Genomic DNA, 15,121 nt, shown 5'->3' on the forward strand with positions numbered 1-15,121 from the left:
ACAAGTCTGCCGCATAAACAGCAGATAAAAAAATACCCCAGCAAGGCCGGGGTATTTTAACGAATTATAATTTATTTGGAAGTATCACAGTTATGACTTAATAACATCAATTCACGTAATGCAACCGAGAACTTAGCAAAATCATGGCTTTGCGAAGTCTTAAACTCTAATAGCATTTGTTGCCAACGGTGTAACAACGAAGACTGACTGTCCATCCACTGCTCAACTAGTGCATTCACATCATGGTCATCACCTTCGAAGCTATTTAACACAACTTCTGATAACGAACGTTGCTGCCAATCCAGCTCTTCACGATATGAAGCACGTGCAAGCGCTTGCCAATGGTTTGCTACTGGCTGAGCGGTAATTTGATCTAAGAACCAATGAAGGCCCATGCTCGAACCAAGTTTAAAGTAAGTATTCGATACGACGTCAATCTTACGTTTCGAGTTATCAGCAACTTCTGCAAGATCCATCACTGAGAACAAGCTAGATAAAGACACGATACGTAATGCTATGTCAGCTGGTACGCCTTGTGCTTCTAATTCAGCCGCTTTCGCTGAAATAGTCTCTTTCTCTTCTTCAATCATGTAACTATTTAAGTTCGCACTGACATCTTTAAACGTTGGAGTAAAGAACTCAATAGTTTGTTCAATCGTCATCGCTTTATTTCGATGGCGTAAGAACCAACGTGTTGCTCTACGAACCGTTCTACGCAATTGATATAGCATCTCTGTTTGCACTGAAGCAGGGATTTTATTATCTAGCGCAGCAATAGACGACCAAGTATCACTCATTTCAAAAATAGCACTTGCAATTGAGTAACACAGTGCGATTTCACTGTCTGTGGCACCTGTCTCTTCATTCATGCGTACCATAAAGTTTAGGCCCATATCATTGACGATATTGTTCGCTAACTTAGTGGCAATAATTTCTTTGCGTAGTGGATGATTATCCATTGCAGTATTAAATTTGTCGCGAAGTGGCACTGGGAACGAAGTAACTAGTAATTGACGGTAATACGGATTTTCCGATACTTCATCAACAACTAAAGACTCTTTAAGCACCATTTTTGAATAAGAAACTAACACTGACAACTCAGGGCGAGTTAAATCTTTACCGGCTGCTGCACGCTCTGCTAACTCTTCATCTGTTGGTAAAAACTCAATATTACGATCAAGCTTGCCGTCTTTTTCTAACGCATGAATAAAGCGGACTTTCTCTTTAAGCGTTGCAGGGCCTTTAGATTTAGTAATCGATAAGGTATGCGTTTGACGGTAACAATCTGCAAGTACCAACTCAGATACTTCGTCAGTCATTGAATACAGTAGCTCATCGCGCTGTTTCTGCGTTAAATCTCCTTCAGCAACCAAGCCATTAAGTAAAATCTTAATATTAACTTCGTTATCTGAACACGCAACACCACCTACATTATCGATGAAGTCCGTGTTAATACGGCCGCCTTTGGCTGCAAACTCAATACGTCCAAGTTGAGTCGCACCTAAGTTACCTCCTTCACCAAACACTTTAGTACCTAGCTCAGAACCGTTTATGCGTAGCGCATCATTCGCGCGATCGCCCACATCTGTGCTAGTTTCGCTGCTATGCTTGATGTACGTACCAATACCACCATTCCAAAGAAGATCCGATGGCATCATAAGCAATGCTTTGATCAGTTCATTTGGCGTCATGCTGGCTTTTTTCGTGCCAACCATTTTCTTCATTTCTGGTGTCAGTGTAATTGACTTGGCTGCGCGAGAGAAAATACCACCACCAGCAGAAATTAAAGACTTATCGTAGTCTTCCCAAGAAGAGCGTGGTAAAGCAAATAAGCGGTCACGTTCTACGTATGAAGATGCCGCATCAGGCGTTGGGTCAATAAAGATATGCATATGGTTAAAGGCAGCTTGTAAACGAATATGCTTAGACGCAAGCATACCATTACCAAATACATCGCCCGCCATGTCGCCAATGGCTACAGCTGTGAAATCAGTTGTTTGACAATCAATCCCCATTTCACGGAAGTGACGCTTTACAGACTCCCACGCACCTTTTGCTGTAATACCCATTTTTTTATGGTCATAACCAATTGATCCGCCAGATGCAAACGCATCTCCTAACCAGAAGTTATAGTCATCGGCAATGCCATTAGCGATATCAGAGAATGTGGCTGTGCCTTTATCTGCCGCAACCACCAAATATGGGTCATCTTCATCATGACGAACCACATCAATCGGTGGCACAATATCACCATGAATAATGTTATCTGTGATATCCAACAAACCACGTATAAAGATTTTATAACATGCTTGACCTTCTTTGAAGAACGCTTCTCGCTCACTTGGTAGCTGCTTACATACAAAACCACCTTTTGAGCCGACTGGCACTATCACCGTATTTTTAACTTGCTGTGCTTTAACTAAGCCAAGTACTTCAGTACGGAAGTCTTCACGACGGTCAGACCAACGCAGGCCACCACGAGCAACTTTGCCGCCACGTAAATGTACACCTTCAATACGAGGTGAATAAACAAAGATCTCAAATGCTGGAAGTGGTAATGGCATATCAGGAATGCCACTTGATTTGATCTTAAATGAGACATATGACTTATTATCGCCACTCGCTTCTTTTTGGAAGAAGTTTGTACGTAAAGTGGCATTGATCATATCAACGTACAAACGAATGATTCTGTCATCATCCAAGTTTGCAACATTTTCTAGTTCTTCATAAATGCCTGCAATGAGCTTCTCTAGTGTTTTCTCTGAAGCTGGTTTTACTGGAGTGAACTTTTTCGTGAATAGCTCAACAATCTTTGCCGCAATATTTGGGTAGTTATCAAATGTGCTTTCAATGTAAGTTTGTGAGAATGTCACACCAATTTGACGCATGTACTTTGCATACGCTCTCAAAATAGACGCTTCACGGCCGGTTAAGCCCCCTAATAGAACTAAACGGTTAAAACCATCGTTTTCTAGGGTGTTATTCCATACATTGGTCAATGCAGCTCTGAAGCGTGCTGATACTTTATCAAAATCAGCAACCCCTTTGCTATCCAACAACATTGAGAAATCCATGATCCAGTTAACTCGACCATCATTAGTTTTAACTGCATACGGTGTTTCACCGATAACGCGTAAACCAAAGTTTTCAAGCATTGGCATAACATCAGAAAGATGAATTGGCTCATCTTTATGGAATAAGCTTAAGCGTACAATTTGTGAGTTTGCTTCTTCTTGTGGACGATAAAATAGCATTTCAAGCTTATGTTCATCATCTAATTGCTCAAGCTTTTCAATATCTACTACCGCAGCACTTGGTAATACTTGATCTTTATAAGCGTGTGGGAACGCACTCGCATATTTACGATTTAATTCATTACCTCTAGACTCACCGGCACTTTCAAGCAGTGCACCTTGTAGTTTGTCTTCCCACGTACGAGCGGCTTCAACCAAGTTGTTTTCGATGTCTTTCACGTTATATTCAATGTTGTTGTCAGCTACGCGCACGGTGTAATGCGTTCGTGCAAGCGTAGACTCGGAGAAATAAGTTGTGAACTCAACCTTTTCAGAAGACTGAAACGCATTTGCTAAAAGTTGCTGAGTTTCACGACGAAGTGCTGTGTTATAACGCTCACGAGGAACATACACCATGCACGACAAGAAACGGCCATATATGTCTTTACGAACAAATAAGCGACACATATCGCGTTCTTGAATTTGTAACACCCCCATCGCAACTTCAAGCAATTCTGCTTCACGAGCCTGCACGAGCTCATCACGAGGGTATGTTTCTAGAATATTCAATACCGCTTTATATGCGTGAGTGCCTTGAGCAAAATCACACATTTGCATTATGCGGTTAATCTTTGATTTTAAAACCGGCACATCTGCGGCACTGTTATTATAGAAGCTTGATGAAAACAAACCGATGAAACGGTCTTCACCAATAACATTGCCTTTGTCGTCAAATCGTTTAATGCCAACATAATCAACATAGGCAGGACGGTGAACACGGGATAATGAATTGGTTTTAGTCAAAATCAGTAAGTTTTTACTACGCGCTTCTTTGCGCGCAACTTCTGGCAATTCAGACAAAAGGCGACTGCCTTCCGATGATGAGTTTTTCATCAAACCAAGACTCGTTCCTGAAACAGGTTTTAATTCATGATCCCCTTGCACTGGGCATAAATCGTATTGGCGATAACCCATAAAGGTAAAATTATCGCGTACTAACCAATCGAGAAACTCAACCGTCTCATTAATTTCGGCTTTGCTGCAATCCGAATCCCTTGTCGGTAATTCATTACTAACCGCAACTAACCTTTCTCGAATAGCCAACCAATCCGCTACAGCAACCGAGACGTCTTTTAATACTGACTCTAGTTCTGTTTTAAAAGATTCTATGATTGTTTCATCCGTTTGACGGTCTATTTCAATAAAGAAAACGGTTTTAGTCGAAGTAAGTTCTTGTTCTGTTTTTAAGTTCGTAAGGTCGCTGATTTGCCCATTGTCACTGCGCTTTATTTTCAAAGGGCAATGGAGTAACAGGTGAGATACTATATTTTCGCGGCTTAATGCCATGCGAACTGAATCAACCAAGAAAGGCATGTCTTTAGCTATGATCTCAACAATCGTGTGTGACGACTGCCATCCATCTTTCGCGACTTCTGGATTAAAAACACGAATGACAGCATCATCCGAAGTCTTTTGTTCTAGAGAGTTCCAAAGACTAAGTGCGGCACCATATAGGTCACTGTCGTTACGATTGGCCAAATCCTCTTTAGACATGTTGCTGTACAAGGCTTTGGCGAATGTTTCAACGAGTGACACGTTTTCGGCATGAACTTTCTTATGAATCAACTTGCAGACGTTATCAAGAATAACCGATGCTGAACCTTCATTTTGTGTCATTATGTGTTCCTTAATCTATACCACCTTTGAACGGTAGATTATTTGTACAGCCATTTATTAGCGTGGAGTCAAATGAATTTTAACCTTTCTGGCGCTAATAAACAGCTTTTTCGATGAAAACATTTGAGCCTTTTCAGCTATTTGCTCATCTATTCACAAAATATAGATATAAATGGCCAATCATGGCCATTCTAAAGCACAATTATTCACAGTTTTTTTTCTGGTCGGTCCACAGTAGCGTCCCAATAGCCGGTAATAACAGCACGGCACCCAGCATATTAACCAAAAACATGAAGGTTAATAATATGCCCATATCAACTTGAAACTTCAGTGCGGAGAATATCCAGGTACTCACACCAATTGCTAATGTAATTCCCGTGAATAACACTGCACTGCCTCGCTCAGCTAATGCGTTTCGATAAGCTGCTGTCAATGGCACACCTTGCTTTAATTGGCCCATCATTGACGACAATATATAAATACCATAATCAACGCCAATACCTACACCCAATGCAATAACCGGAAGTGTAGACACCGTCAGTCCAATCTCCAGTTTAACCATAAGTGCTTGTGCTAATGTCGAAACAATATAAAGCGGTAATACCACAGCAATAGTGGCTTTAACACTTCTAAAACTGACCAAACATAAAATAATCACCGCACCATAAACATAAATCATCATAGGTAACTGAGCCGCTGCAACAGATTCATTGGTTGCAGCCATAACACCAATTGGCCCCGACGCAAGTTTAAAGGCCACCTTATCTGTGCCCTCTTCCTGTGCGAATAGCTTTATGTTTGAGATTACATGATCAATTGTCTCTGCTTTGTGGTCTTGCATGAAGATGATCACTGGCATCACAGAGCAGTCGCCGTTCAATAAACCGGTACTGGTCTCAACGCGAGATGTAGCTTGTACCAAAGACGCGCTATTTCTAGGCAGTGTCTGCCACTTTAGATTACCCTCGTTGTAACCCGTATTCACTGCTTGTGCAACAGAAGACAGCGATACCGCTGATTGTACACCAGCTAAGTTCTCTACCCGCCATTGAAAGCGACTAATACGCTCCATGGTGTCATATTCAGTACACGCTGCAGGGTAAGCCTCTACAATGACCTTCAGTATATCTGATGAAATGGCATACCTATCAGAAATTAAGAACGTATCTTGATTATACTGTGCATCTTGATGAAGCGCAGGTGCGCCAGCATGTAAATCTCCGATACGCATACTCTGAGACTGCCAATAGCCAAACGCAAATAAAATAGCCGACACAAACAATATAACGCGTGCCCACTTTTTATCTGTGGCCTTCACCAAGCACTCGCGCACCATAGTAAATGCCTTATTAGACCGACTATTACCATCATCTACCCGCTTTATTTTGCTTGAATTGAAGTACGAAGCCAAAATAGGGAGCAACACCAAATTAGTAAATATAATAACCGCCACACCTAAACTCGCAGTAATAGCTAGTTCGCGAATAATACCAATATCAATGGCTAACAAAGTCAAAAAGCCGACTGTATCCGAGAGTAGTGCAATTCCCCCGGGGATCAACAAAGCCTTAAAGCTTGCTTGCGCTGCCACTTTACTTGAAACCCCTTCAGCAACCTTTTTACCAATTGCATTGATCATCTGTACGCCATGACTCACGCCAATAGCGAACACCAAAAATGGCACAAGAATAGACATAGGATCTAAGCCAAAGCCCAGTGCAGATAACAGCCCTAGTTGCCACACAACGGCAATAAATGAGCACGCTATTGGTAACAGGGTTAACTTAAAACTCTTACAGAACAACCAAACCATGATAAACGTAAACGCAATAGCTAAGGCAAAAAAGAACACCACCCCTTTTGCACCATCTGCAATATCGCCAGCCATTTTTGCAAAGCCAATGATATGGATAGATACTGACTCAGTGCTCAGTGGCTTTCTGATCTCATCTTCTAGCTTTTCAGCAAACGCCAATGTGTCTAACTTTTGTTGCGTTTGCGGATCAATTTCCATTAATTGAGCCGACACCATTGCACAACTATAATCACTGGCAATCATTCTGCCCACGACATTCGCTTTTTCAATATTTTGCTTTACAGTCGCCAAACCTTGCTCTGTTGGGGAAAAGTTGGCAGGAATTATAGGCCCCCCCGCAAAACCATCTTCTACAACCTCGACAAAACGCGCACTTGGCGAAAATATAGAGTTCACTAATGGTCGATTCACACCGGGGATGAAATACAGCTGATCATGAACCGCCTTAAGCTGGGCGAAAAAATCAGCATTAAAAATATCGCCACTTTCATCACAGACAGAAAGTAAAATACTATTAGCACCACCAAACTGCTTTTCATGTTTTAAATACAGCTGCATATACTCGTGCTGCAGCGGAATATTTTTATTAAATGAGGCATCGAGTTGAATGTGAGTCGCTTTGTAGCCCAGCACTGCCGTAAGCAAGCAAAACAATACAACCACTATCAATCTATGTCGAAACACCATATATTCAAGTTTACTTAATATAGCTTGCATTACTGCCCTACCTCCCAAGCTACTAATCCTTTCTCTGTTGCCATGAACAATTTATCATTCAGCTTTACCGCAGCCATTACAGAGTGGCCACTTTCAAGTTGCGATTGCGTTACCTGTGTACCATATTTGAAAATAAAACCACTATTGGCTAACAAATAAGCTTGTGCTCCTACATGCACAATAGAATTAATTGTCGCTGTTGTGTCAATTGACAATGACTGGAAATCAAGCGTGTCAATATCAGCAACAAAGGCATTCCCTCTTAATCCCGCAACAATAAGCTGGTTACCTGTATGCTGAACAACCGTAAAAAATGATCCAGGGTAAAACTCCTCTAGCCTCTGCCATGATTTTCCATCATCATCGCTGAATGCAACAAGCCCCATTTCACCGACTAAAACCTGTTTGCCTTCTAACAGTAAGAGTCGATTAAAATGTGGCAGGATAAACTGGGTTTCTTCTTCGTAAGCGGCAATATCTTCTTCTTTTAATTGCGCCAAATATTCTTTGTCATCTGGATGTACAAATTCATTAATAAACTTTTTATGCCAGGTTTTACCACCATCATGGGTGCTATAAAACATGCCATATGCGCCAATAGCATAGCCATTCTCTGCGTCTTTAAATTCGATGTCTAAGCACGGCTTACCCATATCAGGTGCATACTGTTGAACTTCCCAATTTCGGCCGTCATCGTGACTGAATAAAATAGTGCCATCATGACCACATGCCCACGATAATTTTGCACTTAATGAGGTAACTGCTGTTAATAATACTTGCACTGGCACACTTGATTGCTGCCATGCGTTACCATCCGAACTTGTTATAATCGCGCCATGTTTACCTACAGCAATTAAACTAGACCCATTGTATGTAATATCAGTAAATAAGGTCTTTTCAGGAGATTGAACTTGAAGTGCGGCCTCTGGTACGGCATAACTATTTGCAGAAATTACAAACAGCATAAATATACTAGCAATGGTTTTTTTAATCATGCTGACTACTCAAAATGCTATATGAACGGCGAGAGTTCGCCTAGATATGAAATGCCAATAGCCCAAGGGCTATTGGCAAAATGGAAGTAACGCTATATTAACGCTTACCTTCGCGACGTAATGCGCTTTGTGTAAACTCATTATCTTGGAACGACTTGCTGAAGTCATACATTTTCTCTTCATTATCTAACCCTATTGCTAGGTAACGACGAGAGTTAAGATCATGATACACATCTAATGTACTCCAATGTGTAGGTACATCGTAGTAGTTTAAACCATGTGCCATAGCAACTCGGTACATTTGATCTCTGTTGTCATAAAGATCGGCAACGTGAATTTGCCAGCTGTCCTCGTCGATGTAGAAAACACGCTTTTTATAAATATGACGCGTTCCATCTTTTAAGTTAGCTTCAACCACCCATACACGGTGCTTTTCATAACGCACATGCTCGGGGTTAACATGACCGGCCATAAGAATGTCTTCATACTTTAGCTTATCACTATGCAACTTATAGCTATTATATGGAATGTACAGTTCTTGTTTGCCTTTCAATGTCCAATTGTAACGGTTTGGTGAGCCGTTAAACATATCAAAGTCATCAGTCGTACGTAGACTATCTGATGCAGTTCCTGGTGCATCGTAAGCAACATTTGGCGCGCGACGAACTCGACGCTGACCCGTGTTATAAGTCCAAGCTTGACGTGGTGTCAAAATTTGGTCCATTGTTTCATGCACAAGCAAAGCTGTACCTGCCAATCTAGCGGGTTGTGTTACTTTTTGCTTAAACTTGAACAGCACGTTAGATTCTCTAAGCTCATCAGGCGTCGCACTTGGATCTGAATATTTAACCAATAACTTTTCATCAAACCCAATAACATTATAAGACCCCGACTCTGTCGGCATCGCCTGTCCACCAAAACGAGCAATAGATAAACCACGATATCTTAATAAATGATTCCAGATTGCTTCTAGGCCATTTTTTGGCACCGGAAACGGGATCCCAATCGCGGTATTTTTAATACCGTTACCACCTTCAATCAGCTCGGCGGTAGATGCATATTTTTTGGTTGCGTCATAAACAAATTGCGGATAAGCAGCCGTTCGACGTGTTTCATACACATTCATTTTAAACGTATCTGGGTAAGTCTCGAAGAGCGAAACTTGACCCGGGCTCAGTAATGACTTGTATTTATCTAAATTTGACTTATCAATCGTAAATAAAACTTTGTCATTTGCAAACGGATCTGGATGATGCATCCCTGGCTTGTAATTAGCTGGAGGCTTCGTGATCCCACCAGACCAAGCTGGGATAGAGCCATCAGCGTTACCTGCTTTTTGCGCACCAATTGGTGTCAGATCTGCGCCTAAACGTGCTACTTCTTCTGCCGACATTTTTGCCATCGCACTTGGTGCTGAAAGCATTGCTATTATTGTAGCGGCGATAAATGTAGGTTTTCTAAACATACTGAAAGCCCTTAAATTGAATACTTAATATTGAAAGATACAAAATCACGGTCTGCAAATGTGTTGGTTGCACCGCCACCCCAGAACGTGTTGTAGCCAAAATCAAATGACCATGCATTTTGATAGTTGAAGTTCATAGTCACACCCAACGATTTACGATCTTCTACAAACAAAAACATTGGATCAGGGGTAATACCATTTACATCATGGGAAAAAACGACTCTTGGCGAGAAGTTAACCCCTGCAAATAAGTTGTTATAATCGCCCTTCGCGATGAGTCGGTAGCCCCATGCTGAAGCTGACGGGAATGGATTAACCTCAGGACCATTAGACACCGCTTGGTGAATAAGATCATAGCTGCGCCCTGTTAAACCTTCAATCGTGCCACTTCTGCCTGTACCTGCAACATTCAAACGCAATTCATCGTAACTCGGCATGTCTTTAATTGTCACACCACCGACTTCACCTACCACTGCCCAGCTATCGGCACCAAGAGTTGGGCCAAACAAGTGAGTTGCAGTAAATTGTAACTGCATTGTATCTTTCAATACGTAGCCTTGTGCGATCTCCCCTGGATTCACATAACTCACCGCATCGCCTTGGCTCAGCTGTGAAAAACCAGCAAAATCGTCTCGACGACCTGCATAAGCTAGCTGCTCAACCATACCGGCATACAGTAACTCTACATCATCAATTTGAAGAGGCTCATCTTGACGGTACGTAAACTCACCAGCAAATGCCGTCTCACCTATCGCCGTATTAAAACTAAGACCGTAAAGCTTAATATCTTCAGGGTACGCAATCTGACCCTGAGTAAACGCTTTTAGATTGGTAATGTTGTCTTCTGTGATGGTATTTTGCGAGATATATTGCAGATCAGCGCCAACCGCAGCGTTTGTAAAATCAGATGCTTTACCTGATATTAATGGACGGCGGCTATGGTAGTTAATGTAATACAGTGCAAATTCAGTGTCATTTAGTTCAGGAGAGTAAATGCCTAAACGTAGACCATACTGACCAGAGTCTTTCGGTTCTACTTTCCCCGCATCTCCTTTGCCTTTTAACGCAACTTTTGTTGGGTACTGTAAATACATATTGCCCAGTAAAGACTGTGCTGACGCGCTGTTTAATACATTTGGATCTGACGTATCTAAACCTTGTAAAGCTAATGCGCCCAACCAGTTAGCCTGTAAATTATTCAATGAATCACTTAAGTGCATTAAATCAATATCAGGGTTTGAAGTGAAGCCTAACTGTATATTCTGGCCATACCCGTTTTCAGACGCAAAATCGTTGGTAGAGAAATAACTACCAGAAGCCGGTAAGCGTGTCTCATGCCACTGGTACTGATAAAAGCCTTCCAGCGTGATATTTTCAGTGATCCCTAACGATGCCCAAAGCATTCCAACCGGAATAAACGCTTCTTTTAATTCAGAGCCAGGCGCTTTCAAGCGGTCAATATCAACAGGGTTAACGTTTATACCATGAGAAATAAGGGTGCTTTCCCCCCAATTCACTACTTGTTGACCTAATCGGACTGATAATGGATTATTGCCACCGTTAAGGTCAAAGTCAGCCCATACAAACGCATCTAACAAGCGAATGTCAGAACACACTTGCTTTTTAGTATCGTCATCCGCGCACGGATCGACTTTTCCTCCTGATACCGGATTACGATATGCGAAATCACCATCTTCCATCGCAAAATCGTAAAAATACATAAAGCGAGAAAAAAAACCGTAATTGTCTTTGGAAATACCAAAGTCATGAGTCCCTTTTATAAGCTGCGAAAATGTATCGCCTGAATCGAAGTTCAAGTTCCCCGCATCACCATTGTTTGAATAGGCGCCTGAATTTGCCCATACCTCCGCAGATGAATAAACAGTATTACCTGTCAATGCGTTGTAACCGTCCCAGTTAAACCTTGGGTGATTACTTTTACCAATATATTGGAAGTCTCGATCCTCAACACGGATACTTTGGCCGTATGAAAAAGTTGAGTCGAAAGTAATCTCAAAGTCACCAACTTCAAAATTTGCAGCGAACAAAGGTGAGCTGCCTAGCGTTAACGCCGCAGCACTAAGACCGAGCATTATTTTGTTTTTAACAAAGAGCGATCTTTTTATCATTATTTCTCCCCCTTAAAGCGGGTTTTTATAATCAAGTTATTGTTTTTTGTTGTCGTAACGATAGAAGCGATTAAGTCAAATTACAAATAGAACGCGTTCAATCGGTGCTTTTTTAACGTTTTAGGCTCTATATTACTCATGGTAAGACGTCCTACCAGATAATATATAACACGTAATTTAAGTTTATAACAAACTCATTTAACAAAAATACAATATTAGTCATAAGAAAACGTCATCACTAAGCTATTTTTTCAAGCGAAATGAATGCACTTTGTTCATCTAAACAGAGCCGAAATCGTCCACGGATCCCTATCGACGATACAAATTTTCTTACATGGATAACCGGAAAGCGAATTCGCTTTCCGCCGTCTTCTACTACCTGAACAAATTTTATGCTGCCATTATAAAAATCTAAGCACTGTTCATAGTCTAAATACATGCTAAAAAAGTACTCTTGCATAACTCAGCTCAGCGCTTTCTCAACTTTTTCATAGAGATCGTCGCTCAAATTCGGTAAGTCTGCCAAACGCTGTAATTGCACCTTCATCGCTTCTTGACGCCTACCATCAAATTTGCGCCAAGACATAAATGGTGTAACCATTCGAGATGCATTTTGTGGGTTTATGGCGTTGAGTTCGATTAATAAATCACCAAGGAGTTGATACCCAGCACCATCCTCTCGGTGAAATTGAGCTGGATTATTTCGAGCAAAACTACCAATTAAGGCGCGAACTCGATTTGGGTTTGATTTATCAAAGCACGGGTGTTCATAAAGCTTGTATAAGGTATCAATGGTATTTTCGTTGTCAGTCGTTGCCTGCAAAGAGAACCACTTATCCATTACTAACAGGTCATGACGCCATTCAGCATCAAACTTATCCATTAGTTTATGAGAGCAATCAAGCTGCGCTGACGTACCAGCCTTCAATGCCCCTAATTTCAACGTCATGTTCTCACTGTCACTTTGTGCACAGATCCAATCCTGTATTTCAGGATCACTGACTAATGCGAGATAATATAAACATATATTCTTCATCGCGCGTGCAGATACACCGTCATGCGATAACTGTCCGTGTTCTTTAGATGCACAGAATGCCGCTTTAAGTTCATCAACTAAATGATTAGCAATATTTTGTTTAAAGTTATGGGTAACTTTCACAAGCGCATCGACAGGCACTACTTCAAACATGGCAGCTAACGCATCAAAGTTTGGTAAAGTCAAAAGTTCAGCCAGTAGAGCAACATCACCTTTGCGCTGGTTCAGAAGCTCTTGAAGCGTGTTAATCAGTGTAGATTGCAGGCTATATGTATTGCCCACATTGAGCTGCTCTACAGCTGTGCAAACTTCTAACGAAAAGGCCTGTTGCATTGCTTCCCAACGTGCATAGTCACTACTTGCGTATTTAATAATATGCAGTAGCTGGTCGAGATGATAGTCATACTTCACAATACACGGGGCTGAGAAGTCCTCTAACAAGACAGGTACCGGCTTTGACTCAACATTTTCAAATACAAATTGATGAGTATCAGTCGTTAAACTTAAAGTTTTAGCAACTTCATGGCCATTACAAATGAGTGGAATTGCCTCCCCAGCGTCGTCTAATAGTTCAATTGCAAACGGAATATGTAGCGGATCAGATACCGGGTCATTTTGTGCATGATGTTGGCTCACATTCACTGAGAATATGTTCGCGTGATCATCATAATGCGTCGTCACGTTTAGTGTAGGAGTACCAATCTGTTCATACCACAATTTAAACTGCTGTAACTCAACGCCACTTGCATCTTGCATTGCACTGACAAAATCATCACATGTCACTGCCTGACCGTCATGCCTGTCAAAATATAGTTTCATCCCTTTTTGAAACCCTTGCTCACCTAGTAAACTATGCATCATTCTAATGACTTCTGCACCTTTGTTGTACACAGTCACTGTATAGAAATTATTCATCTCTATTACTTGTTGCGGCCTAATTGGATGTGCCATTGGGCCTGCATCTTCTGCAAATTGATGTGCTCTCATTGCCATCACTGCATCAATACGGTTTAGTCCCCTAGAGCCAAGGTCACTACTAAACTCTTGATCACGGAATACCGTGAGACCTTCTTTTAGCGATAATTGAAACCAATCTCGGCAGGTTACCCGATTACCAGTCCAATTATGGAAATACTCATGGCCTACAATAGACTCAATGGTATGATAATCTCTATCGGTTGCAGTTTGTTGATTCGCTAAAACACATGCACTGTTAAAGACATTTAACCCTTTGTTTTCCATTGCCCCCATATTGAAAAAATCAACCGCGACGATCATATAAATATCTAAATCGTACTCGAGATCAAATCGACTTTCATCCCATGCCATCGCGCGTTTAAGCGACTCCATAGCATGAGGCGCTTTATTAAGATTGCCTTTATCAACAAATAATGCCAGTTCAACCGAACGACCAGAGCAGGTAATAAACTCATCTTTTAAGACATCAAAATCACCTGCAACCAAGGCAAATAAATAACTGGGTTTTTTAAATGGATCTTGCCACTTGGCAAAATGACGGCCATCGTCAGTCGTTCCTTCATCCACTTTATTACCGTTAGATAATAAGTAAGGAATTGACTTATCCCCAAAAATAGTGACATCGTACGTCGTTAATACATCGGGTCTATCTAAAAAGTACGTTATCTTTCGAAAACCTTCAGCTTCACATTGCGTACAGTAGGCGCCGGCAGACTGATATAAGCCCTCTAACGAGGTGTTCGTACTTGGCGAAATCTCAGTATGGATCTCTAAATCAAACGCACTTGGCAACGCCCTTAGTACTAAAAGCGTGGCTGATTGTTCAAAATCAGTATGCGCAACGCCGTTAACCAGTAACTTGACTAATTTTAGTTCAACGCCATTAAGACTTAACTCTGTTTCACCGCTTTGCGCAATATAATGGGCCTTTGAGATCACCGATGTGGCTGTTGGCTTTAAATCAAATGATAAATCCAAATGAGAGATCTGGTGTGAGGGAGGTTGATAATCTTTCAGATATTTTGCTTGTGGCTTTTCTTGCATATTCATTTCCTTAAAAACGCCCCAATGCAAA

At 41.4% G+C, this 15,121-nt stretch carries 7 protein-coding genes; all 7 read right to left on the reverse strand.

Translation table 11 applies throughout. The features are described from left to right. Positions 1–71 precede the first annotated feature (71 nt). Positions 72–4,910 carry an NAD-glutamate dehydrogenase gene (locus BGP78_RS05065; protein ID WP_119860386.1) on the reverse strand — a complete coding sequence of 1,613 codons (4,839 nt, stop codon included), beginning with the start codon at positions 4,908–4,910 and terminating at the stop codon, positions 72–74. Between the two features lie 202 nt (positions 4,911–5,112). Beyond that, positions 5,113–7,443: an RND family transporter gene (locus tag BGP78_RS05070; protein WP_119860387.1), complete on the reverse strand. Its 2,331-nt coding sequence runs from the start codon at positions 7,441–7,443 to the stop codon at positions 5,113–5,115. Continuing rightward, the gene (locus BGP78_RS05075) at positions 7,443–8,438 is read right to left on the reverse strand and encodes a YCF48-related protein (RefSeq protein WP_182912223.1); all 996 of its coding nucleotides are present in this window, start codon (positions 8,436–8,438) and stop codon (positions 7,443–7,445) included. The genes BGP78_RS05070 and BGP78_RS05075 overlap by 1 nt, the downstream gene beginning before the upstream one ends. A 97-nt stretch (positions 8,439–8,535) precedes the next feature. Beyond that, a complete protein-coding gene (locus BGP78_RS05080) occupies positions 8,536–9,903 on the reverse strand; it encodes a DUF1329 domain-containing protein (RefSeq protein WP_119860388.1) in 1,368 nt (455 codons plus the stop codon). Positions 9,904–9,914: 11 nt separating this feature from the next. Further along, a complete protein-coding gene (locus BGP78_RS05085; RefSeq protein WP_119860389.1) occupies positions 9,915–12,032 on the reverse strand; it encodes a DUF1302 domain-containing protein in 2,118 nt (705 codons plus the stop codon). A gap of 238 nt (positions 12,033–12,270) precedes the next feature. Continuing rightward, positions 12,271–12,492 carry a DUF2835 family protein gene (locus BGP78_RS05090; protein ID WP_010363942.1) on the reverse strand — a complete coding sequence of 74 codons (222 nt, stop codon included), beginning with the start codon at positions 12,490–12,492 and terminating at the stop codon, positions 12,271–12,273. Between the two features lie 3 nt (positions 12,493–12,495). Beyond that, positions 12,496–15,096 carry an aminopeptidase N gene (gene pepN / locus BGP78_RS05095; protein ID WP_182912224.1) on the reverse strand — a complete coding sequence of 867 codons (2,601 nt, stop codon included), beginning with the start codon at positions 15,094–15,096 and terminating at the stop codon, positions 12,496–12,498. Positions 15,097–15,121 lie beyond the last annotated feature (25 nt).

It is taken from the genome of Pseudoalteromonas sp. MSK9-3, assembly GCF_003590335.1.
In the GTDB taxonomy this organism is placed as follows: Bacteria; Pseudomonadota; Gammaproteobacteria; order Enterobacterales; family Alteromonadaceae; genus Pseudoalteromonas.

Coding starts and splice junctions, on each gene's coding strand:
- BGP78_RS05080 (WP_119860388.1), bottom strand. CDS start 9,903: ATGTTTAGAAAACCTACATTTATCGCCGCTACAATAATAGCAATGCTT.
- BGP78_RS05070 (WP_119860387.1), bottom strand. CDS start 7,443: ATGCAAGCTATATTAAGTAAACTTGAATATATGGTGTTTCGACATAGA.
- BGP78_RS05085 (WP_119860389.1), bottom strand. CDS start 12,032: ATGATAAAAAGATCGCTCTTTGTTAAAAACAAAATAATGCTCGGTCTT.
- BGP78_RS05065 (WP_119860386.1), bottom strand. CDS start 4,910: ATGACACAAAATGAAGGTTCAGCATCGGTTATTCTTGATAACGTCTGC.
- BGP78_RS05090 (WP_010363942.1), bottom strand. CDS start 12,492: ATGCAAGAGTACTTTTTTAGCATGTATTTAGACTATGAACAGTGCTTA.
- BGP78_RS05075 (WP_182912223.1), bottom strand. CDS start 8,438: ATGATTAAAAAAACCATTGCTAGTATATTTATGCTGTTTGTAATTTCT.
- pepN (WP_182912224.1), bottom strand. CDS start 15,096: ATGAATATGCAAGAAAAGCCACAAGCAAAATATCTGAAAGATTATCAA.